The organism is Paenibacillus sp. FSL E2-0201 (assembly GCF_037963325.1).
GTDB lineage: Bacteria > Bacillota > Bacilli > Paenibacillales > Paenibacillaceae > Paenibacillus_AQ.
Window position 1 is genome coordinate 1621038 of the sequence record NZ_CP150154.1, and the last position, 22518, is coordinate 1643555.

Below are 22518 nucleotides of genomic sequence, written 5' to 3' on the forward strand. Positions count from 1 at the left end.
TACACGAGTTACAAATAGCTTAATGTGAATTATTAAATAAAGTGGCCACCTTGTGGTCCACTTTGTTTTCATTTAGTATTCACTTTTTAATAGATACTTAAGGTCAATGTTCTCCGCTATAAATATTATCCTAATACCACCGTTTTTAATTAAAAAGTGATTATAATTGCAGTCTCATCTTAACTTCAAGTGCGTGAGATTGAATATCGATATGAGGAAAATAAAGAGCATTTAATCTAATATCACAACGGTAAAAGTATTAGAATGTAAAATTAAAGTGGATAAACAGATGGAGGATATTGATGATAGAAGATGTAGTTATAAATGAGAATGCTTATTTTTATAGGAAAATAAAAACATTATCAAAAACCTATATATCACGCATTTTTACTAATGTATCTAAAAAGAAGGTTGGCCCATATTTATATAATTCGGTGAAAGACACCATGACGTTAACTAATGGTCATTCCATTGTTTTCTCGTTGTGCATTTTCAAATATGAGGCAAAACCTAGTTTTCTTAATAATGAGAGGATTAAAGAGATTAAGTTAAGCTTTTTATTAATCGTTGAATTTGATAATTATATTATAATAAGTAAAAAGAGTATTTCTGGACTCGATGATCTTTTAAAGGGTTACACTCAAGAAATCGATTATAGTATTCTTTCAAATTTGTTTGTTGAGGATTCAACTCAGTTCGAAAAACTTTCAATGAATAATATGGATGTTTCGGATAACGTCATCAGAAGTAAAAATCTTATGGCAAGAGATTTAAAAGAATCCATATCCCCATTTAATTCGAGTGGGTATATATTAAGAAATATCAGATTGGTAAATAAAGACGAAAAAATTTCTTTAGCATTAAACACTTCTAAAATAGGAAAGTTAGGTAACAAATCGAATTTGGATATATACTTTACTTGGGTAACCGAAGTAATTAATAAAGTTAATACATCTGCACCCAAGGAAACTTTTTTAAATAATTTTTCTTCTCCCTCGTCATTTGAGGATGATATTGAGCAGATTACACCGATAAGTATATTGTTTATTTTAGAGGAATTGTTCAGGTGGTATGAGAATGGAGAAATTCAAGCAGCTACATATAAAGGTAGGGAGATTAACCTTTTAAGATTTTTGAAAAGATATGAAAAAGTTTTGCCAATTCAAGAAGAACAAGTCCTCGGATATAAGAGATACAACATAAAAAATAAATATGATAATAGTTTAAAATTAAAGATCAATAAAAGTGCTATAACCCTCACTTCAACAATGTTAAAACATGTATTATTCGTAGATAGTAATGATGAGCAATTTGATTTACTTACATACTTCAACAAGACACAAAACTATAAAATCACATTTAATGATGTTGGATATATTTATTGGTCGAAAAAACTATTCAAAGACCATAGAATGTTAGGCAACTTGGATTATTTTTTTAAAGCGTTTATAACCAATTCACGATTAAAGAGTTGCACTTCCGAAAAGGGTGGAACAAATTTAGCAACTAGTTCATTTACAAATAACTCAATCTTTAATTTTATAGAAACGCATATGTCTTCAGGAGCAACATATCTCTTCTGCGATGATCTAGGTAATGAGTGGGCAGATTATATAGAGATAAGGTCACATGAATCAGTATCATTTTATCATGCAAAACACGGGAAAGTTGGATTGAGTGCCTCTAATTTTCATGATGTAGTTTCTCAAGCACAGAAAAATCTAGGGAATATCTATACTTCATCGGTTGCACTTAACAAAAAAAAGACTAAATGGAAAAGTATGTATAATAATAGTGAATATCCATCATCGAATATCAAACGTATTAGAAAGGGCAACCAGGTAGAACGTGGATTAGAAATGTTTATTAAAACAATATTAGCGCCTAATACTAAGAAACAAGTATATTTAGTAGTGAACTTTATCTCATTATCAGATCTAAAAAGTCAGTTGCTTGCATTAAGAAATGGAAACACTTCGAGACTTGAAACGACTCAGATATTCTGGCTTATCCAGTCATATATATTATCATGTAAAGAACTTAATGTAGATGGATATATAGTATGTGCTCCATGAAAAGGTCTGGCTTAGCGAGCGTGCTGAATGAGCTGAAGAATCACGGGCATTCTCATTGTCTGTGTGGACAACCTGTCTGGGTTTTTCAAGCGATTGAGTTCTGCTATCCACGGATGAAATCCAAAAGTGCATTATTCACCTAATCTGCAGCTTCACAAGGTACGTGTCGTAACGAGGACATTAATAAGGGGAATAGCATCTTTCCACAGGTGACGCTTTGCTCAAAATACTCTATTTGGCCTCCGTCGACGTTACTCGGAAATGGACGGGGCATATCCAAAACTAGGGTGGTTATTACAAGTTTTGGTTTTTTCTGGTCGGATTAGTCAATGCTTGGTTTGATTTCGTGAATTCCCCTTTGGGGAATCTGTGCTTAAAAGAGTTTACAAAAAATTATTGACAGACCCGCGTGAATTAAGAAAATATGATACACTAACCTCCCGTTAGTGTTTTGTGTTCTTTTAACGGGAATACTAACAATGATCAAACCTCTTAAGAAAACTTTAACGTTCAAATATAGCTTCAATTTCCGAAATATACGATCCTAAGGATCTATCAGCGTGATAATCATCAGAATCAAAATCATAATCTTTGAAATATTGGTCGATTGCATTATCTATATCAGCTATATTAAGATCATATGTTTCTGGTAGTGTTATGATACTATTGATACCTTCATCCAGTGAAGATAATTTTTCTATTATCTCTTTTTCAAGATCGTCACTTATTTTGTTCTCCAAAGATGATATTATAGAATCTTTATCAAAATCCACTTCATTATCTCCTTCGAAGTAGATGACCCTAGTATTTTCTTCTATTAACGTGCCGATGTTTTAATTATCACAGTAATCCGAAGTGTTTATATTTTCTATATAATCTTTAATTGTTGAACTCAACTTCTCTTTGCATAAAAGCTTAAATAGAAAAGAATCAATATTATTATTTTCATAATAAACACTTAAAATGTTAATAGTGTATATTAATTCATCGAGGTCCAAATTACCCATTAAGTTTTCTATATTATCTTCTACATTGATAAAATCATAAATAGAGTAAAAGGAAAATAATTCATTCTCAAGTAACTTTATTAATATCTCAAAATGTGGCTTAAGCATAGCGGAATTTATTCCGTATCCTAATTATTTTTATGAAAAATATGGATAAACTAAACATTTGAATAGTCAAAATCAAAAACTTGAAGAAATTTTTGAATTACTAAAGAACACACTTGGTATCCAAGAAGAGCTTAACTTGGAATGAAAAGTTGTTTGTTCTCAGAGAGAATAGAAGGTCAAAAAGCTGCTATCCAGTTGATAGCAGCTTTTTGATGTATCTAATTTCCAATGAAAAGAATATAAATCATTTTGGCGAATTTAGTTATCGTTTGCCAACATAAGGGATGACGGCTTGGGAAAATTTGATACCCAAGGCGATTTTTGTACGATCACTCGCGCAGAATTGGCGTTAGTGATCTATCGGTTATCGACACTCGAATTAATATTCAGACACTGTTAAGAAATCTATGTGTCACAATTTTAGCGGTTACTTCTTTTTTAATGCGATATTTACCGTTATGAAAAATAATTTCATTAAAATGAATTAAATCCATATTAGATATACATACTATTTAATGTGAGAGCTGGAAAATAAATTGATGCCCTGTTCCAAATTACTTGCAAAATATTCAAATGCTTCTGGTGATTCTTTATGTAAGTTTAACAATAAGGAATTAATCCTCTTTAATCGTTGTTCTGTTGTTGAGTAAGTATCGACGTCCATAGCTGAGAACCCCAAATCGTTTAGTACTGTATCAAGAACCTTTAACTGTATAGTATCAGTTTTACCTGTTTCCAAGTTGCTCAAGTACCCAGCAGACACGCCAAGTTTTTGAGCATAATCATTAAGGCCAATTTTAGTTTGACTACGCATTGTTCGAATCTGTTGTCCTAAGGTATTCATGTCAGCCCCCCCCTTGAGTTAAATTATACAATACTAAAATATGGTTGGAAAGGAACTCGAAAAAGTGAAAGTTACAATTGATGAAATCATGGAAAAGGTTATTTGGGGAGAGAACGTACTTGAAGTAAAGAAGAACCTATATAAATACAAGAAGAAAGGTGAGTTGTTTTTTGAAGAAAGATTATCATGTATTAACCAATACAAAAAGTTTGAAATCTATTATTACGATTGTCCAAGTCCAGTTACGACTGTAAATGCATTTCCCATACCGCTACAAGAATATAAATGTTATAAAACCAACGAAGAAAACATCCGATTTTTGAGATCTTACTATGAGCTATATTATCAGAAAAAAGCTGAGGATGCTCTGTTATTTAGCAAATACAAGTTATACGTAGGTACAGATTACGTTTGGTACTACAAAAGAAAAATATAAAAAATGGAGGATATTAATGCATTCAAATCGAGAGATTTTAGAAAGACTCCCTAAAAACGATGAATACATGAGCGGCCTCGTAACGGGGTTTTCTATGGGTGAAGGTTGTTTTGCTTTATGCAAAAGAAAAGGTAAAGATAAAATATATTTAAGTGCAGAATTTCGAATTAGCTTGAAAAAAGAAGATAAATTTATTCTCTATAAAATAAGGAACTTCCTTAAATGTGGAAGGATATATTTTTCAAACAAAGCCGTAACTTTTGCAGTCACCAAATTAATTGATTTAGTAGAAGTGATAATCCCCTATTTTGATAACTACCCTATGATCAATGTGAAAAAGAATGATTTCGAAAAATTTAAAATTATCTGTTATAAAATGTGGAAAGGAGAAGGTAAAACCAAAGAGGGATTGGAAAGAATTCTATCAGTTCGTGAGCTATTGAATAATGGTGGATACAATAGGAGCTTGATAATGGAGGAAGAGTATTTTGGTTTATTATAATTAGCGAGGAAGGATGAAATTGCATTGACTAAAAGAATTGACTTTGAAAATCGATTTGGTATAGTACCTGTGATAAATAACTCGTTTATTAGGAGTATTCCTGATGATGCCCTTTTGACACCTGCTGATATATCGAATATCACGGGCTTATCAACAAGACAGATTAGAAGATATTGCGAAAAAGGGCAATTGAGGTCTTATTGTTTCGGGAGAAAGTATGTAATATACGGTGTTGATTTTAAGAGCTATATGAAAGAATCTTTAGTTTGTCATCGAACATTTAAGGAGTTGCTTAACTAATATTGGATGCGAATTATGAAAAAATACTAATTTCCTTTTTTATACAATACAATGTTTCATATTATTTGCAAAAACCGATTATTATATTCTCATGTTTCCATTGTGGAAGAGAATGTAGAATTGACATTAAAACAACCAAATGGGAATGCATACACTGTAACGAAAGCGGCATGTTACAACAGCTAATTTCATTTGTAAAAGTAGATAACAGTTGGTTGTTGCTAAATAAGAAAGTATATAATCCGCGTGATGAGAAGAATAAGATTATTAAAGAACTGTCCCATTTGAAAAGTAATAATGAAAAGGAAATCACTAAAGTCATAAGAAAAGTTTCTGAGTTGTTTGATTACTTAATAAGTGAATTACAGATGCTAGAGAACATGAAAAGAAACAGCAAGAGGTAAAAGGTAATCCTGAAACTTGGATTACCTTTTACTTTTTTTTGAAATATAAACAGATGCAAAAAAACATATAATGGTAATTTTTAAGCGTTGTTTTCTAAATCGATAAAGCTCATGCTATTAGCATAGTGAATTAACGTTGGAGAGCCGCGATGATAATTTTTCAAGAGCCACCATGTAAATAAAATAAAAACCATAATATTAGAAGGGAGAGCCAGCAGAACTGAAATAATCCTAAAAAGGCAGCGAAGCATTCGTCTTGTTAATTGACCTGCAAGCACATTTTCACATGACTAACAACCGCGTTGCCTGCCACACGGCGAGTGACGGGTAAAGTTTGAGTTGCTCCCTGTGTGTTACACCTTTGGGCAACGGAAGAGTGATAACTAAGATAATCTAGGATTTTAGTGAGTGGTACCAACAGAATTCTTATTTCCTCTTAAGCATTAACTGAATTCGCTTGATCGCATCGAAATATTCAGCCTTCACAAGAAGTCACTTACTTTTACTATGGGTTACGGACATGACGGACATAAGGTTCACATTTTAGGAGGTGTTAGCGACATGGTGCCCTCAAGAAATAGTTCATTATGTCCGTTAAGTCCGTTTCTTCAAAGGAGGAGATTAGATAGAAATGCTCACAAAACTTGAATTAGAGAAACAATTAAATACAGAATTACTTAGTGTCACGGAGGCTGCTAAATTATTAGGAGTTGTTAATTCAGAGCTACTCCAAATTATTGCAGATAAAAAAATAGAACGCGGTACTGCGTATTTTGAAATTGGCAAAGAAGTACAACCATATGCAAGAAGAGGGATGGGATTTCCTTTATTATTCAGCAAAACAAAGTTAGAAGAAATAAATTTGAATTTCGACTCATTAACTGCCATTAGAGAAGAGTTGAATCGATCTGAGAAAAACATTATGACGCTTATAAGTTATATTGATCAAGAAACGATATTCGAAATCAGACTTTCTACTAGAAAATGGAATAAAGCTTGGTTCAGACATAACATTAATCTTTTGGAAGAAAGACGATATAACGTTTCTTTTAATCGCAATGATGAGGAGAAGGTATCAACAGATTATTATTTTGGACTTCTTGATGCTAACCTTCAAGATGATATCAATAAATTTAAGAGTTACCGTTTAAAAAACCAAGGGATTTCTTTCGATGGTGTTGATTATGTTAAAACAAAAATCAATAAAGAGACAACAGCCGACTTTCAGATTTCACGCTTAGTACGAAATTTATATAAAATGAAATGTTACCGAGCGCAAATTAACCCCAATACTGAAGAATATATAGAGCAGCTAGCAATAGCTCAAAATAACGGAGATCTTATGCCATCGAGTGTCATTGCTCATTTTAGGAAATTAAAGCACAATGAAGAAGAAATAATCAAGTCCATGACGTTTGATGTTAGAACAATTGACGAACACGATAAAGAAAATTTGTTTGTTGGTTATTCTGAGACAACGCAACTGAGCGTCGTTCACAATCTACGGCCATTTCTATACTATAAATTAATGCTTGAAGAAGATGCTTACGAAAGAGCATTAGAAGATTCTCTTATAGATGATGATACTTCTTTTAACAGTCATAAAGAATGGACAAGAATTAAATTAATGAAAAAGCGATTTGAACGTTTCATTAAGAAAAATATAAATCAAAGACCTGTTGCTAAGCAACCAAGAAGGAAAGTGTATGCGACCAGAAGTCAACTTGTAGATCTCTTTGTAAAGGTCAATAATTTATCTCCTACTCCCTTAGTTAACGTACAAAGAGCCTGCCAAATGTTGATGGGATTTATGACGGGTATACGTCCCGTTGAGTTGCTTGATTTAGAAATAAATAAACATTTAGATATAGAGGATAATCCAAATCATGATGATTATGGTTATTTGAAAAAATACAAAATAAAAATTACAGGTGATGAAGCAGAATTGATCAGAACTTCGTTGACTGATGATAATGGTTGGAGCCGAATTTGGATTACAAACGAAATTGCGAAAGGAGGATATAGCCCCTCACCAGCTTACGGATCATTAATTGTCCCCAGACTAGTTGATTATATGAATTTATATCTGAAAATGATTTATGAAAAGGCTCCAGAAACAAAAGGAAAGGGATATTTTTTTAGATCAAGTAATTACATTTCCAATCCTAAAGCAAGATACTCCAGTTCTAAGGCATTAACATCATGGATTTTTAAAGTTAGAAATCAGTTCGGAGGGATCTTAAATCACGAAGAAATTAACAACTTTTCGTATTACGAAACTCGACATACTGTTAATAATACGATTGTTAATCGTACAGTATATCACGATCCTATGGTTCAAGAGTGGAAACGTAGAGCCGCAGAGATCCATTGTCGTCACTCAATGGAAAATGAAGATCCACATGCTAAAAGCAAAGTTAACGAAAAAAGTTATCAAGAGATAATTCCTTTAAAATATTATTACTTAGTTTTAGAAGCATCTTTGGATTTCCCCTTTGATAAAGATGAGTTACTAGAATGGGAGAAAGTACATTATCCAAATGGTATTAAACAAAAAACTCCTAAAAGCCCTTTAGAACCTATGGACCTCAGTAATTCAGGATTTGAAAGTTTGGAAGATATATCTTCAAAGGTTGCTGAATTAGAAGATAAATTAAGCATATTACGTATTCCACATCAAGCAAAAAAAAATCTTGGATTAGAGAAGGTAGAACGGCTTGTTATTCTAGCAGAAACAAAAAAAATGTTGGAAGCCCTAAAGGGATCTCTAACAAAATTTTAATCGGAGATAAGAAATATGAATTATGAACAATTTTTATTGCATTGCAATCGTTATGGTCTTAATCCAAGCCACTACCTCATTCCTCTTGAGTTGTTTAATGAAATTGATAACCAGGCTCATTACACAACTCAAGATATTGCGTATTTCTTAAGCAAGAGTGAACGGCAGATTCGAAGATGGTTCACTTCTGGTCATATAGTTGCATTTAAAAAGCGACCCTGGACATGTAAGGGCATTGAATTGAAAAACTCATTATTTCAAGAATATCAAAAAGAAATCCTTAAACGAATGGATCGCTCGCTTTGGTGTAAGGAAGAATACCTTCGCATATAATTCTGACAGGATGAATAAAGTGATGATATGACAGCTATGGGCCAGTTATATATATTTCATGATCTAAAGCAGAAAAGCACCCGTGGGGTGCTTTTTATTCCATATGGAGGAATTTCACTGAGCAGGAAAGAATAATCTTTATAATAGTAACACTTTAGTATGTTAGCTTAGGAGAGTGAATATGAAAAGGAATAAAGGAAAAGGGATTTCACTATTTGGTGTATTAGTAGTAATACTTCTGGGAGTTTACTTTGGTACCAATGGTATGAAGTCACCTGAAACAGAAGTTAATTCTACTCTCGTAAAAAGTAGTAGAGATGGAATCCCGTTGTTTACTCCAGACATGTTGCAAAATGAAATGGATTTCAATTACATAGAAACCACTTGGTATCCTCTGATTAACTATTATTTAATATCGGATGAGGACAGAACAATAAAAATATCTTTAACATAGCTAAACAGGAAGTTGCTAAAGAAACAGCTCAGTCCATTTCAGGTGCTGTTGCGAGTCTTACCTATAACGGAGGGCGGACTAACTATCTTGTATATAAAGTGGTGGACAACAGAAATCAAGTCCTGAAACAAAATGCTGAGAAAATGACAGCAAAGCTGAAAGAAATATACAAGCAGGCTGACGGCATAATTCTTAAAATCAAACCGCGAGACAACAGTTGGAGTCAGATTGACGTCACGGTTTCAGATTCCTGGTACTATTTTCAAGATCCTCAGAAAGAGCGGTTTGTTTAAACGTATGGAACTTTGATTTCGCGGGTGATATTGGATTACATATATATTATTACAGGTGAAGACAGAGTTATGTTTACTTCGTAGATGAATTTGGTACGAGATTGACATCACCTAAGCTTATGGGAGGTTGGAAGATAGAAAAATAACAATTGGAATACGTTCAAGATATATTAATGTATTATGATAGGTAAAAGTACCTTTGTAGGTACTTTTTTTGTTTATATAGTAGGGAAAATGTCACAAAAAGCAGAAATTAGATATAGTACAGTTAACATATATTCTACGTAAGGTGGTTGGAGAAATGTCGGATTTTAATTTTGAACAAAGGGGGGCTTTGAAAATCAAACGAGAAGATAATTGCAAGGTTGATGGCTGGGATTAATTTCTGAGAGCTATTTTTTGGGGAAATGCAATCCATTATGCTATAAAGCTATTATTGTAAAGTAAAGATGAGACAGAAGATTCCTTTTTACTAAAACTTTTATTGGGATGCTTAAAGATATTAATTACTTATAAGGAGTGGAAATATTTGAAACCGAGAAAACACCGTGCGAACGAGGAGAACTTGCGTCTTATTAATCGAATACTTGACGCGAAAGATCCCGAGGATCTAAAACTCATCAAATTTTATAATACTGCTATTGTCCCTATAGATGAACTATTTCATGAAAGCGACCCTCAGGCTGAAGAGAAAAATTGGTTTATACCTATATGTAATAAAGAAGAAATAAATAGAATCTTTAATCCTCAAGATGCTTCTGATTATTTATTGAAGTTTCGAGCAGAAGCGTTATTTGATAGCTATCGACTACAAAGGGTTGTATTAGCAAGAAAAAAGAATAGTAGTGGTAAATGGCTATTCTCTGAACATTTTTCTACGGAAGAAGTAGACAGCTACACTGAACATTTATCTCAGGAAGACAAAGAAAGAATAAAGGATATACCTAAGGGATTTATTTTTACTTTTGAAGCAAACGGGGTTTGTGTTAAAACAGAGTATGGAAATGTAATTGTTGTATCAGAAGTGTTAAAACATTTTTTTTATTATATGAACTTATGGTTTTTTAGCTTTGGCGATAAAAATGTACCCTCAGATGTTTCGTTTTCAGCACTAATAATTGCGATTAGAACTATGCTAGAAACAGAAGCAGCTGATTTTGAACTTGACCCACGTGGAGAAGTGCCGCGAAATATTCACAAAAATTGCAAAAGGCATGCAAATAAACAAATTGAATTTATTTTTGGACATGAAATTGCGCATCACCTTTTGAATCATTTAGATGAAGGAGAAACAATTCAACGACCTTTACATGTGAAAAGAAATCTACATAATGAGGAAAATATAGATCAACAAACTCAGAATCAAACCATATATTCATATAGACAAAATCAAGAATTTGAGGCAGATCTTGAAGCTGTTAATAGACCGAACTTTCAAAGCGATTTTGAATTTGATTTCTTAGTACAATCTGGGGTTCTTTTTTTTCTGTATTTAGATATTTTCGAAACAGTTTCTCATTACATGTATCCACCTGGAAATAGGGTTAAAACTCATCCTGATCCAATAGATAGATTATGGAACTTATATAATAAAACCAGTGAAAAAATAAAGCTGTTTTCTCGTGAGGACCTAATGTCAGCTATTAAAACATGTGAGATGGCTAAAGAATATATTATCAATGAACATTTACCTTATAATATTGAACTGTATGAGAACTATGGTTCAGTATATCTGGGGTCATGGAGAGGTAAAGAACTTATAGATCGTGTGGATTATTAATTTCTGATTTTCAAAGAATTCAATTCTTCATAATCAATTCAATCAGTAGTATTGGTTGGTATACCTCCGTTCCTTTTTATACTGGCGTGTTGAATATGGCTGAGGGCGTTGGTGTGGCTGGGAGGACAAGGCAGTTTACTTTTTAGAAGGCAAACCTCTAACCTATATTCAGTTACGAAAGATACTTTATCTGATTTATAAGAAGGTGCAAGTATCATATACTGTGACTCCTCACCAGTTACGTCATACAATGGCTCACCTAATGCAGCAACAGAGTGTTAGTATTGCTATAATCAAAAAACAGCTTCGGCATAAAAGGCTCGAAATCACATTAAGATACTTGGGTCTTGATCCAGGACTTGCTAAGAAAATCGAGGAGTATAGTTCAAATATTTAGAAGGGGCCATCTGCGGATGGCCTTTTCTTTTTTAAGGAACATATTCGAGATTAAAATTCATGAAATGGACACAAATTTAAAATATGTTTTCTACTATAAAACGAGAAAAGTTCACTCTAAGAAATATTTTTAGCAAGTATTAAAAATATGTATTTTTACTATTTATAGCATAATTGAGAATGTAAGAGAGAAAACATTTTCTGGCTATGAGAACCCCCTTCTTTAAATGCTACAAAGCCACATAAATGCCGATTAAGGCTCATTTCGGCAGATTTCCTCAATCGTGCTCACATTTGTTGTTTGGTACAGTTACATCACCTCATCAGCCATCCACGTGATGGTAATGGGACAAAACTCCTTTTGCATAGGCTCTATTGAGGTGATGGCATGAACGAATATCAACCCAAACTAAAATTGCGATATGAACAAAAAGAAGCACTTTACACCGATGAAGAAATTTCTATAGCCGAAAATGATTTGGATAAAGTAATACGGTATATCTTAGATAAACTGATATATGCCGAAGTTGGAAACAAGTAACTGCTTCTTTTGCTTTCTACTAATGTTATGCTTTGTACATAATAAAATATATTAATGTGGACAAAGGTGATCAGATGAGCGTCGCAATATATGTAAGAGTCTCAACCGCACTTCAAATAGATAATACAAGTCTTGATATACAAGTTGATTTGTGTAAGAAAAGAGCTTTGGAATTAGGTTTTTTTGAATCCAATATACGAATATACCGTGAAGAAGGTGCAACGGGAGAGGATATAGATGTTCGTCCAGTAATGACTACACTACGACAGGATGTAGCAGATGGTTTAATTAAATTGGTTATATGCACACACCCTGACCGCTTTAGTCGGGACATGACTGATAAATTAATTGTTATGAGAGAATTTGAAAAATATAGGGTTGATATTAAGTTTACAGATACTGAATTTAGCAACTCACCTGAAGGAATTCTGTTCTTTAATATACTATCTGCTATTGCCAATTACGAGTTATCGTTGATAAAAAAACGGACTGTACGCGGGCGAGAACGCGCTGTAAAGGAACAAAAAAAAATAATGCCTATGCGTGTTGCCCCTTTCGGCTATGACAAAGACGATGAGGGGCAATTGATTGTAAACCAGAGAGAAGCTCAATATGTACAAATGATATATGAATGGTATGTCTTTGAGAATTTAACGATGCGTGAAATTGGGAGCCGTTTGTATGACTCAGGTGTTATGCCAAAGCGAGGGGAATCGAAGAACTGGGGTGCATCAAGCATAGGGCGAATCTTAACTTCGGAAATTTATATCGGGAATTACTACTATAACCGAAGAAAGTCCAACAAAATAAAGGGTCAAGTAACGGAAAGTGGTAGACAAAAAAGGACGATTAACATTAGGGACCGAGAAGAATGGATACAGGTATCCATACCAGCCCTAGTCGATGAAGCTTTATACGAGCTTGCTCAAAAGCAGAAAATAAAAAATACAACCAACAAACACGTTGGGAATCAGAAATATCAGTACTTACTTAAATCTCTTTTGAAATGCGCCCACTGTGGACGAACGTGGGATGCAACAACATATTCGGGAAGAGAAAATAAAAATACAGGGAAGAGAGAGCAATATAGATGTTATCGTTGCCCAAACTTAAATCCGAAGAAGTATGGCCCTGAGATAAGCAGATGTCCAAGTCAGGTTATCCGTGCTGAATTACTAGAGGAGTTCATTTGGGGTGAGGTTACACGCTTGGTTACAGACCCTGAGTATTTTATTAAACATATTCAAGGTAAAGCTGAAAACGGAATGGATGATATTCAAGACAGGATCGATTTAATTAAAAAACAATTGGAAACAAAGGAGAAGGAAAAAGAAAAGCTTAAGATAATGTTCAAACGGGACGTAATCACAGAAGAAGAAATGGTAAAGGAAATGAAGCAAATAAATATAGAAACATCTGTTTTAAAGGATGAGCTCAACAAGTACCAAAATCATATCGCTGCACAACAAAAGGACCAGTTAGAGATAGAACACATACTTAAAATTATTGAAATAATCAATGATAAGATGGGTAATCCCGACGAGTTAGATTTTGATTTCAAACGGCATATTATTGAAATGTTGTTCGAGCAGATCTTAATCAAATGCGAAGATAACAACGAAATCACTATCACTTCGGTGGGCACCTTCGATAAACTTTTGGGTAAAAGTGACGTGCGACTTTGTACACAACGTCAAAAAATTCGACAACACCGGCGAAGACATGGAGGATCTAATCTCCATCGGCACCATTGGCTTGATTAAAGCTATCGAGAGCTACCGCCCGAACAAAGGCACAAAGCTGGCCACTTTTGCTGCCCGTTGTATCGAAAACGAAATTCTGATGCACCTAAGATCCTTGAAGAAGACTCGTAAAGATGTATCTCTGCACGACCCAATTGGGACTGACAAAGAAGGTAATGAAATTACACTCATTGATATCCTCGGTTCGGAAGCGGATGATGTTATTAAAGAGGTCGATCTTAAGATTGAGAAGAGCAAGATTTATCGTAATCTTGATATTTTGGATGATCGGGAAAAAGAGGTTGTGGTGGGGCGGTTCGGATTGGATACAGGTGGGGAAGAGCGGACGCAGCGGGAGATAGCGAAGGAGCTTGGGATTTCGCGGAGTTATGTGTCGAGGATAGAGAAAAGGGCGCTGATGAAGTTGTATCATGAGTTTTATAAGGCGAAGCGGTAAGAGTATCGAGTCTGTCTGTAGACAGACTCTTTTTGTTGTCGGAATTTAGACGTATAGTTTAAAAGAATTATGTAAAAAGTAGGGTTTCCATGTAAAACATTTGAAATATGATGTTATAATTTGGATAAATATATCCTATTTAACGTAATCTGGAGGGATAAAGGTGGCTCGTAGTTTTGGAAGTACAGTTAATAAAATTATTAGAGAGACAGCAAAAGCGCAGCGTGCAGCTGAAAGATCAAGGAATGCAGCAATTCGTGAGCAAGAAAGGCATTTAAGGCTGCAACGTCAATATGAACGTGAGAATGAGCGTGCCATTAAAGAGTCGATACGTGAACAAAAGGCATATGAAAAAGAACAAAAAGCGCTATACATAGAAGGACGTAAAGAAGAAACAAATGATTATAATGAAGAAATTCTTTATCGGTTGAACGAATTTAAGTCAATTATAAGTGAAACGCTTGGTGTGGATGACAAGATTTCATTCGAATCACTTTATAAGAAGGATGAATTTCCTGATTACGTAGAACCTTATGTTAAGCCAGTTCCAGCAAACCCTATACCACTGAGAGAAAGCTATTTTGCAAGAGTTGCCATGGAACCCTCTTTTGTAGAGAAGATCAGTGGCCTTGGGAAAAAAGCGCGCCTAAGAGCAATTGAAGCAGCGGAGAATACATACAACTATGCCCTTCGTGATTATGAATCTGCAGAAATGAGAAGAAACGAACTGATTAAGGAAAATGATACATTCCTCAGCTCTGCAAGAGCAGAATATGACGAGGCAAAGCGTTTGTTTTTAGATGAAATAACTTCTCATAATAGCTCTATTGATAATTTTAAAACCAACTATATCAATAAAGACAAAGAGGCTATTGAAGCATATAACACTCTGGTCCTGGAACGTTCCAATTACAGTGACATTTTTCCGCAAACCTTTGATTTATTCTATTTAGAAGAGAGCAAAGAATTATTAGTAGAGTATGAATTACCGGATGTAACGGCTGTACCACAGAATAAGGAATATAAGTATACACAGAGCCGGGATGAGATCAAAGGTGTTCCTTTTAAACCCAAAGAATTGAATGAGATATACTCTATTCTTGTTGCTTCAATAGCACTCCGTACACTTCATGAGCTTTTTGAAGCCGACCAAGGTAACCATTTGGATTCTGTCGTATTTAATGGAGTGGTATCCACAGTGGACTTAAGTACAGGGCTCGATATCCGGCCGTGCATATTAACCATTCAGACTCGGAAAGAAGAATTCATGAAGTTCGATCTTGCCAGAGTTGATATTCTTGCATGTGTAAAAGGTCTAAAAGCGCAGCTCTCCCCTTCAGTAACTGAACTCACCCCAGTGAAACCAATTGTCGATCTTGTCATGTACGATAAACGATTTATAAATGAAAGAAATATGATATCTACTCTTGATACACGAACCAACCTTTTGGAGATGGACCCTTTTGATTTTGAACATTTGGTATGTAACTTGTTTTCGAAAATTGGACTTGAATCCAAACTGACACGTTCTAGCCGAGATGGTGGAGTAGATGTCATTGCTTTTGACCCGCGTCCTGTATTTGGTGGGAAATATGTAATTCAGGCAAAAAGATACAAAAATACTGTAGAGGTAGCTGCAGTCCGAGACTTATACGGTACCATGATGAACGAGAATGCATCGAAGGGAATTTTGGTTACCACATCAACGTATGGACCTGATGCCAGAAGCTTTGCCAAGGACAAGCCCATTGAGTTAATTGATGGCCGGGTGCTTTTGCATATGTTAGAGGAGCAGGGGATTTATGCGAAGATTCAGTTGTGAACTTTGTGAAGATTCCGTAAAGAGAAAGGGATATTAATGGATACAATATTGAAAATTGTGCTCAGTGGTACTATTCCAATACTTATAAACTTGGTGATAAAAGCATTAATATCTTCGAGTTTTGATAATTTGTTTTATTTGAAGCATCAGAAAACACAACAAAGAATTATTTTATATGTGGTACTTGGAGTTCTTTTTTTAGCTTACGGTTCATTGCTAACAGCAATCTATGCTTCATTTGTAAAAATGAAATACACCATTGTCGTAGCCGCAATCATCATAGTGTTATTCTTATTGGGGATTATGATTTTAGGAATCCTATGCTGCATTAAATGGATGAAAGGAAAATGTTCAGTCAAAAAATTTACTTTATCAGAAACCAAGGCTAACCGATTAACCTTTACCGTCTTCATGTGTAACATGGTCGTATTTGCAGTATCATTTTACGACACATTGAACATAACTGGTTTGGAAGAAGCAGAACATGTAGTAAAAATTCTTATATGTATAGGACAGTTCTATTTATACGCATTCCTTATTTTGAAATCCTATTTTTACTTGATAGACTTTACCCGACATCAGTGGAATTATGTCATTTCACCAACTCCAGAAGATATTGATAAAAGGTATCTTTATGTTCTTTACTCGCTATCACCAACCCAAATGGTATTGTCGGAGAGCTATGAAAATGTAGAAAATCCATCGAGTGTTTATTTGTTTGATATAGCAAAGCAGACATATATTCACTTTGAGAGGGTGGCTACGTTGAAAGAGAGAGCGTAGTGAGTAGATAATCTAGGTCTCTTTAGATCAGCTTTGGATGACGGCTAGGCAGACTCTCGAAATCGGTAATTAAACTGAACACCTACATACTATTGAGTTTATGGCACTGTGATTATAAGAACACAAGAAAGTTACTTTATTTCAAGAAGTCTGAAAGGAGTATCAGTATGTTGAGTAAAGAAATCAAAACTGAGGATGTTAATAATGTTGATTGGGATGAATTTATTAAAAGTTCCGAAAAGAAAGAGTGTTACTACTATTACTCACTCTTTTATGAAGCTTCTGATAGGTCGCAGTTTAAAAAGGAAATTGTAATGAATGAAATTTTAAAACTATTAGGTATGGTGTGTTCTTTTCACTTAGATTTAGAAAACTACGAGGAGCCGTTTAAACCAGCTATTATTCTTATGGAATCAAGAAGCCCGAGTATTGAAGACCTTACGGATAATGATTATGAAGCAATTGAATTAATTGTCGATTTTATAAAAGATTCTGAGTTAAAGGCACGACTTGCAGATGTTTTATGGGTTGGAAAACGTAATCATCGTAAGGCTAGCACTGCGGTTTTTTCATACATCGAATCATTCTGGATCTTATTTGATCCTGAGCACTGGACCAGTTGTATATCGAAAATTGAAAGAGCATTGCAAATAGCAGCCATGCTGGGTAGAAAAAATAATCCATTTAATACTTGTGTTGAAACAATTGAAATAGCACTTAAAAAGTTAAATGGAGAAGATCCCTTATTTCTTGCCTCAAAATTTATGGAATTATTAATTGAGTATCATGTAGGTGATCCGGAACATTACTCAAAGCTTTCCGAAAAGATTGCTATTAAGGTAAGCGTCAAACAGCCCACACCTTGACACCAAGATGAGGGCTCGATTTTAGAATGAGGTTAGGATTTCAATACCCGACAGATCGGTGGCAAAGCGGCTGACCAAGGCAAGAACGGGTCCAGCGCTTCTGGATCTTTCAGATCAGGGAGTTGTGGAAGCTGTTCAAATAGAAACTTCAAGTACTGGAACGGATTCAGTCCGTTTTCTTTTGCCGTTTCCATCACGCTATAGATGACTGCACTAGCCTTGGCTCCGCGTGGGGTGTTGGCAAAAAGCCAGTTTTTGCGTCCAATCACAAACGGTTTAATCGCCCGTTCGCTGCGGTTATTGTCGATCTCCAGGCGTCCGTCCTTCAGGAAAGCGGACAACTTCTCCCATTGATTCAGGCAATAAGTGATCGCTTGGCCCAGGGCACTCTTGGGCAGGACGCGAGACTTTTGCTGACGCAGCCATACTGAAAAAGCATCCAGAATCGGGCGGCTGCGCTCCATTCGGACGTTCTCTCGTTCTTCCGGCGTCGCATCCTTCAGTTCTCGCTCCACCGCGAACAACTGATTGCAGAAGGTGAGTCCCTGCTGCGCAGCCGTTCCAATCCTGGCTTCGGAGGCGGGCAAGGCCTTCAGCGCTTCGTCAAACTTGCGGCGCGCATGGGCCCAGCACCCGACCAGAGTCACCCCGGCTACCTTATGGTAGCCAGGGTATCCATCCACGTGCAGGTATCCCCTGAATCCGGCCAGGAAATTTCGGGGATGCTCCCCGCCACGCGCCTTGCAGTATTCGTACAACACGATGGGCGGTCCACTGCGTCCGGTCCGATACAACCACAGGTACGACTGCGACTCGGCGGACTTTCCAGGCTCCCGCAGCACCTGCAGCGTCGTTTCGTCCGCATGCAAAATCTCCTGCCCTAGCAAATGTTCTTTCATTCGCTCAAACAGCGGCGTCAGCCATTGATCTGCCCCATACATCATCCAATTTGCCAGGGTCTGCCGCGAGAGCGTCAGCCCGAGCCGGGCAAACTGTTGCTCCTGGCGGTAGAGAGGCTGACTCTCCACATATTTCTGGTTCATGACATGCGCCAGAATGGACGGTGAAGCCAGACTGCCGGGATAGACCGATTTCGGCATAGGAGCTGTGACAATTGGAGTCTGAATCGCTTCGCGTTCACACCGGCGGCAGGCATACACCTGCCGAATGTGACGCAAGACTCTGACTTCTGCTGGAATCACGGTGATTTCGTTGCGGGTCTCCGTGCTCATAGGATGAAGGTCTCCGCCACAGCACGCACAAACCTGCTCCTCTTCAGGCAGTTCATAGTGAAGGGTATCGATAGGTAATTTCTCCAGTTTGGCCTCGCGAGTGTCCGTCCATTTCTTGCGGCTGTAGGTAAGGGTCTCGGTTTGCGGCTCTTCGGAAGCCGGGGTCGCTAACACCTCGGCTTCATTGAACAGGTTCATCTCGAGCTGATCCGGATGGGTCTTCTCGCTGGAGGTGCCGAAGCGCTTATGCTGGGCCAGACGGAACTGTTCCTCGTACCACTGAAGTTTAGCGGTCAATTCGGCATTTTGCTGTTCCAGCTTGGCCTTTTGTTGTTGGAGTTCTTCTATTGTAGATGAGGGGTTCGCTTGATTTTCCATACCCTAAAATTTCGACAACACGGATGATTTCCCTGCTACCAGGCCTGCAAAAATGAAAAATCCGTTAAACGACGGTCTGAGCCTTGACCTGTTTATGGGCCTGCCGCTGGTGAAGGGAAAGCCCATCCAAGAGCCAGCGAAGTTCGCGAAAGGAAAGGGCAACCGGCGAGTCGCCAGGGCCCGGCCACTGGAAGGTTCCTCGTTCCAGGCGGCGGTACAGCAGCCAGAAGCCATTATGTTCCCAGTAGAGCATTTTGAGTTTGTCGCGCTGACGGTTACAAAAGACAAACAGACAAGGCGCGAACGGATCGAGCTGAAATCGCTCCTGAACCAGGGCGGCCAAGCCGTCGATGGACTTGCGTAAATCTGTGCTGCCGCCGGCTAAATAGACCTTTTCCGGCAGCGTCAGCATAAGGCCTCCAGCGCTTGAACCACTTGACGAAGCAGTTCAGGAGAAAAACCTGTCTGTACGTCAAGAGAGGCCGGACCGATACGAAGCGTCAAGGAGGAAGACGAGGAACGCGGAGAAACGGTCACCGGAATAAAGGAAGGGGAGGAAGAGCAAGGCTGGCTGGAATCGATTTTGCGGAGCCAATATTTCAATTGATGTAAGGTCAAGCCCTGTGCTTCGCACCAGGCAGACATGGAAAGGCCACTGGTCCGATAGTCCCTGATGCGTTCTGTCCACTCATACTGGCGTTGTTCGGCATTGGTCATCTGGCAGATCTCCTTGATTTAAGATATGCCTATGATCTCATGGCTGGCGTTGGGTTTACAGGTGGGCTAGGTTTGACGCTTACCTATTAAGGCTGAGGAAAGTGTTGATTTACGTAGAGCAAGAAGTTATTGGGAGATCTGTTCTAGATGGCATCATTTAAGAAAAGATCCAGAAGGCCAACGAGCGAAGTTAAAAAGTTATGCTGAAACTTATGTGAAAGAAGCGGAATTAATACTTGCAGGCGAAAAACCGAGCTATATGCTTGCATCATCTCATATATCAAGTGCCATTGAAGCACTTAAGAGGATAGGGGGGAATAATAAACGAATTGAAGAACTACATAAACTTTTATTAATGTATCAAAAAAATTCAATAACTGAGCTGGGGGTAGTTACCTCTGGGGAAATAAACATTAGAAATTATATAGAGGGAGCAGAGAAGTTAATTGAGGGGAAAGAAAAAGGGGACGCAATATTCCAACTAGGTTTGATTGGAAACCCACCTCAAAAGTCGGCTTTAAGAGCTCAAGTCGAAAAATTCTCAAAGAAATTTCTTTTTCAACATCTTTTTTCTTCTGTAGCTATAAACGAAAGTGGGAAAATAATTGGCCGGCAACCTTCAATGCTTTCAGAAAATCAGGAAGAAGTTGAAGCAGCTATAAAAGTAGAAATGTATAAACACGCTCAGTACCATCATCTTCTTCACACTCAAGGATTAGTAGAACCTGCTCGCAGAAAAATAATTTTTGATCATAGTGTTCGCTTAAAAGACATCTTTTACTTAGTTAAAAATAATCCTTTTGTCCCGCAGGGAAGAGAATTAATATTTGCAGAAGGTTTATTAAAAGGATTCTATGGCGATTTTCTAACATCTGCTCATTTATTGATTCCTCAACTTGAAAATTCAATTCGACATATTCTTTACGAATCAGGAAAGATTGTTTCCTGTATTGATTCTGAGGGTATTCAAGATGAAAAAAATTTGAATTCACTTCTGTTTATCCAAGAATTTGAAGAGCTTATCTCTGAAGACATAGCATTTGATTTACAAGGACTTTTGGTTGAGCGATTTGGAAGTAATTTAAGGAATAGGATCGCTCATGGGTTAATGGGTTATGAAAGCTTCTTCTCAAGCGAATTGATATATTTATGGTGGCTGAATCTACATATATGCTGTGTTTATAAATTGCATTATCTAAGAGCTATAGAATAATAATTCAACTCTGCGACTTTTTGAAAGCAATATACTTCTTACGGTATCTTGTTTTTAAAACAATAGAAATTTTCAAAATTCTTTAAAAGGAAAGGATCAGAACATATGAGTTTTAATAATTCTTTTCCACCAGAAAGAATGTATCCTAATGCAGAACTTTCTCCAGAGGAATATGAGTTATTCGTATTAAACTACTTCAGAAAAACATATCCTTTTGCTGAAATTGCTCATAGAGAAGATATTGTAGGGTTCGATGGTAAGCGTCAAACCTAGCCCACCTGTAAACCCAACGCCAGCCATGAGATCATAGGCATATCTTAAATCAAGGAGATCTGCCAGATGACCAATGCCGAACAACGCCAGTATGAGTGGACAGAACGCATCAGGGACTATCGGACCAGTGGCCTTTCCATGTCTGCCTGGTGCGAAGCACAGGGCTTGACCTTACATCAATTGAAATATTGGCTCCGCAAAATCGATTCCAGCCAGCCTTGCTCTTCCTCCCCTTCCTTTATTCCGGTGACCGTTTCTCCGCGTTCCTCGTCTTCCTCCTTGACGCTTCGTATCGGTCCGGCCTCTCTTGACGTACAGACAGGTTTTTCTCCTGAACTGCTTCGTCAAGTGGTTCAAGCGCTGGAGGCCTTATGCTGACGCTGCCGGAAAAGGTCTATTTAGCCGGCGGCAGCACAGATTTACGCAAGTCCATCGACGGCTTGGCCGCCCTGGTTCAGGAGCGATTTCAGCTCGATCCGTTCGCGCCTTGTCTGTTTGTCTTTTGTAACCGTCAGCGCGACAAACTCAAAATGCTCTACTGGGAACATAATGGCTTCTGGCTGCTGTACCGCCGCCTGGAACGAGGAACCTTCCAGTGGCCGGGCCCTGGCGACTCGCCGGTTGCCCTTTCCTTTCGCGAACTTCGCTGGCTCTTGGATGGGCTTTCCCTTCACCAGCGGCAGGCCCATAAACAGGTCAAGGCTCAGACCGTCGTTTAACGGATTTTTCATTTTTGCAGGCCTGGTAGCAGGGAAATCATCCGTGTTGTCGAAATTTTAG

The 22518-nt window shown here is 37.1% G+C and carries 23 protein-coding genes; 18 read left to right on the forward strand and 5 right to left on the reverse strand.

The genetic code is table 11. The annotated features are described in order from the left end of the window. Positions 1-302 precede the first annotated feature (302 nt). On the forward strand, positions 303-2075 hold the full coding sequence (locus NSU15_RS07285) for a hypothetical protein (RefSeq protein WP_339289769.1): 1773 nt from the start codon (positions 303-305) through the stop codon (positions 2073-2075). 503 nt (positions 2076-2578) lie between these two features. On the opposite strand, the gene NSU15_RS07290 is transcribed toward NSU15_RS07285, so the two are convergent. After that, positions 2579-2848: a hypothetical protein gene (locus tag NSU15_RS07290; RefSeq protein ID WP_339289770.1), complete on the reverse strand. Its 270-nt coding sequence runs from the start codon at positions 2846-2848 to the stop codon at positions 2579-2581. A gap of 850 nt (positions 2849-3698) precedes the next feature. Then, positions 3699-4034: a helix-turn-helix transcriptional regulator gene (locus NSU15_RS07295; RefSeq protein WP_339289771.1), complete on the reverse strand. Its 336-nt coding sequence runs from the start codon at positions 4032-4034 to the stop codon at positions 3699-3701. Between the two features lie 64 nt (positions 4035-4098). On the opposite strand from NSU15_RS07295, the gene NSU15_RS07300 reads away from it, so the two are divergent. The 13 genes from NSU15_RS07300 (at position 4099) to NSU15_RS07360 (ending at position 17925) form a co-directional block, all read left to right on the forward strand. Beyond that, complete coding sequence (locus NSU15_RS07300) at positions 4099-4470, forward strand: hypothetical protein (protein WP_339289772.1); 372 nt, start codon at positions 4099-4101, stop codon at positions 4468-4470. Positions 4471-4486: 16 nt separating this feature from the next. Beyond that, positions 4487-4972: an LAGLIDADG family homing endonuclease gene (locus tag NSU15_RS07305; protein ID WP_339289773.1), complete on the forward strand. Its 486-nt coding sequence runs from the start codon at positions 4487-4489 to the stop codon at positions 4970-4972. A 1335-nt stretch (positions 4973-6307) separates the two neighbouring features. Further along, a complete protein-coding gene (locus NSU15_RS07310) occupies positions 6308-8458 on the forward strand; it encodes a hypothetical protein (RefSeq protein ID WP_339289774.1) in 2151 nt (716 codons plus the stop codon). Between the two features lie 15 nt (positions 8459-8473). Beyond that, a complete protein-coding gene (locus NSU15_RS07315; RefSeq protein ID WP_339289775.1) occupies positions 8474-8791 on the forward strand; it encodes a hypothetical protein in 318 nt (105 codons plus the stop codon). A 181-nt stretch (positions 8792-8972) separates the two neighbouring features. Next, positions 8973-9245 carry a hypothetical protein gene (locus NSU15_RS07320; RefSeq protein WP_339289776.1) on the forward strand — a complete coding sequence of 91 codons (273 nt, stop codon included), beginning with the start codon at positions 8973-8975 and terminating at the stop codon, positions 9243-9245. A gap of 101 nt (positions 9246-9346) precedes the next feature. Next, positions 9347-9538, forward strand: coding sequence for a hypothetical protein (locus NSU15_RS07325; protein ID WP_339289777.1), 192 nt, complete (start codon positions 9347-9349; stop codon positions 9536-9538). 529 nt (positions 9539-10067) lie between these two features. Further along, positions 10068-11318, forward strand: coding sequence for a hypothetical protein (locus tag NSU15_RS07330; RefSeq protein WP_339289778.1), 1251 nt, complete (start codon positions 10068-10070; stop codon positions 11316-11318). Positions 11319-12102: 784 nt separating this feature from the next. Beyond that, entirely contained in the window at positions 12103-12255 is a 153-nt protein-coding gene (locus tag NSU15_RS07335; RefSeq protein WP_339289779.1) for a hypothetical protein, read from the forward strand. Positions 12256-12329: 74 nt separating this feature from the next. Beyond that, positions 12330-14018 (forward strand): recombinase family protein, encoded by a 1689-nt coding sequence (locus tag NSU15_RS07340; RefSeq protein WP_339289780.1) that lies wholly within the window; start codon positions 12330-12332, stop codon positions 14016-14018. Next, positions 13906-14454 carry an RNA polymerase sporulation sigma factor SigK gene (gene sigK / locus NSU15_RS07345; RefSeq protein WP_339291277.1) on the forward strand — a complete coding sequence of 183 codons (549 nt, stop codon included), beginning with the start codon at positions 13906-13908 and terminating at the stop codon, positions 14452-14454. The genes NSU15_RS07340 and sigK overlap by 113 nt, the downstream gene beginning before the upstream one ends. Positions 14455-14617: 163 nt before the next feature. Continuing rightward, entirely contained in the window at positions 14618-16276 is a 1659-nt protein-coding gene (locus NSU15_RS07350; RefSeq protein ID WP_076119910.1) for a restriction endonuclease, read from the forward strand. A 36-nt stretch (positions 16277-16312) separates the two neighbouring features. Further along, positions 16313-17059, forward strand: a complete 747-nt coding sequence (locus NSU15_RS07355; protein ID WP_076119909.1) for a hypothetical protein — start codon at positions 16313-16315, stop codon at positions 17057-17059. A gap of 167 nt (positions 17060-17226) precedes the next feature. Beyond that, positions 17227-17925 (forward strand): hypothetical protein, encoded by a 699-nt coding sequence (locus NSU15_RS07360; protein WP_339289781.1) that lies wholly within the window; start codon positions 17227-17229, stop codon positions 17923-17925. Positions 17926-17957: 32 nt separating this feature from the next. Here NSU15_RS07360 and NSU15_RS07365 read toward each other — a convergent pair whose 3' ends face one another. From NSU15_RS07365 to NSU15_RS07375, 3 genes are all read right to left on the reverse strand, one after another. Further along, positions 17958-19535 (reverse strand): IS66 family transposase, encoded by a 1578-nt coding sequence (locus NSU15_RS07365; protein ID WP_076147732.1) that lies wholly within the window; start codon positions 19533-19535, stop codon positions 17958-17960. Between the two features lie 64 nt (positions 19536-19599). After that, complete coding sequence (gene tnpB, locus NSU15_RS07370) at positions 19600-19947, reverse strand: IS66 family insertion sequence element accessory protein TnpB (RefSeq protein ID WP_076147734.1); 348 nt, start codon at positions 19945-19947, stop codon at positions 19600-19602. Next, on the reverse strand, positions 19941-20252 hold the full coding sequence (locus tag NSU15_RS07375; protein ID WP_076147737.1) for a hypothetical protein: 312 nt from the start codon (positions 20250-20252) through the stop codon (positions 19941-19943). The genes tnpB (NSU15_RS07370) and NSU15_RS07375 overlap by 7 nt, the downstream gene beginning before the upstream one ends. A gap of 214 nt (positions 20253-20466) precedes the next feature. Between NSU15_RS07375 and NSU15_RS07380 the strand changes: the two genes are divergently transcribed. The 4 genes from NSU15_RS07380 to tnpB (NSU15_RS07395) all read left to right on the forward strand — a co-directional run bounded on the left by NSU15_RS07380 (position 20467) and on the right by tnpB (NSU15_RS07395) (position 22457). After that, a complete protein-coding gene (locus tag NSU15_RS07380) occupies positions 20467-21465 on the forward strand; it encodes a DUF4209 domain-containing protein (protein WP_339289782.1) in 999 nt (332 codons plus the stop codon). Between the two features lie 105 nt (positions 21466-21570). Beyond that, positions 21571-21738, forward strand: a complete 168-nt coding sequence (locus NSU15_RS07385) for a hypothetical protein (RefSeq protein WP_339289783.1) — start codon at positions 21571-21573, stop codon at positions 21736-21738. A gap of 66 nt (positions 21739-21804) precedes the next feature. Then, positions 21805-22116 (forward strand): hypothetical protein, encoded by a 312-nt coding sequence (locus NSU15_RS07390; protein ID WP_076147737.1) that lies wholly within the window; start codon positions 21805-21807, stop codon positions 22114-22116. Further along, entirely contained in the window at positions 22110-22457 is a 348-nt protein-coding gene (tnpB, locus tag NSU15_RS07395; RefSeq protein ID WP_076147734.1) for an IS66 family insertion sequence element accessory protein TnpB, read from the forward strand. Before NSU15_RS07390 ends, tnpB (NSU15_RS07395) begins: the two co-directional genes overlap by 7 nt. Positions 22458-22518: the final 61 nt, after the last annotated feature.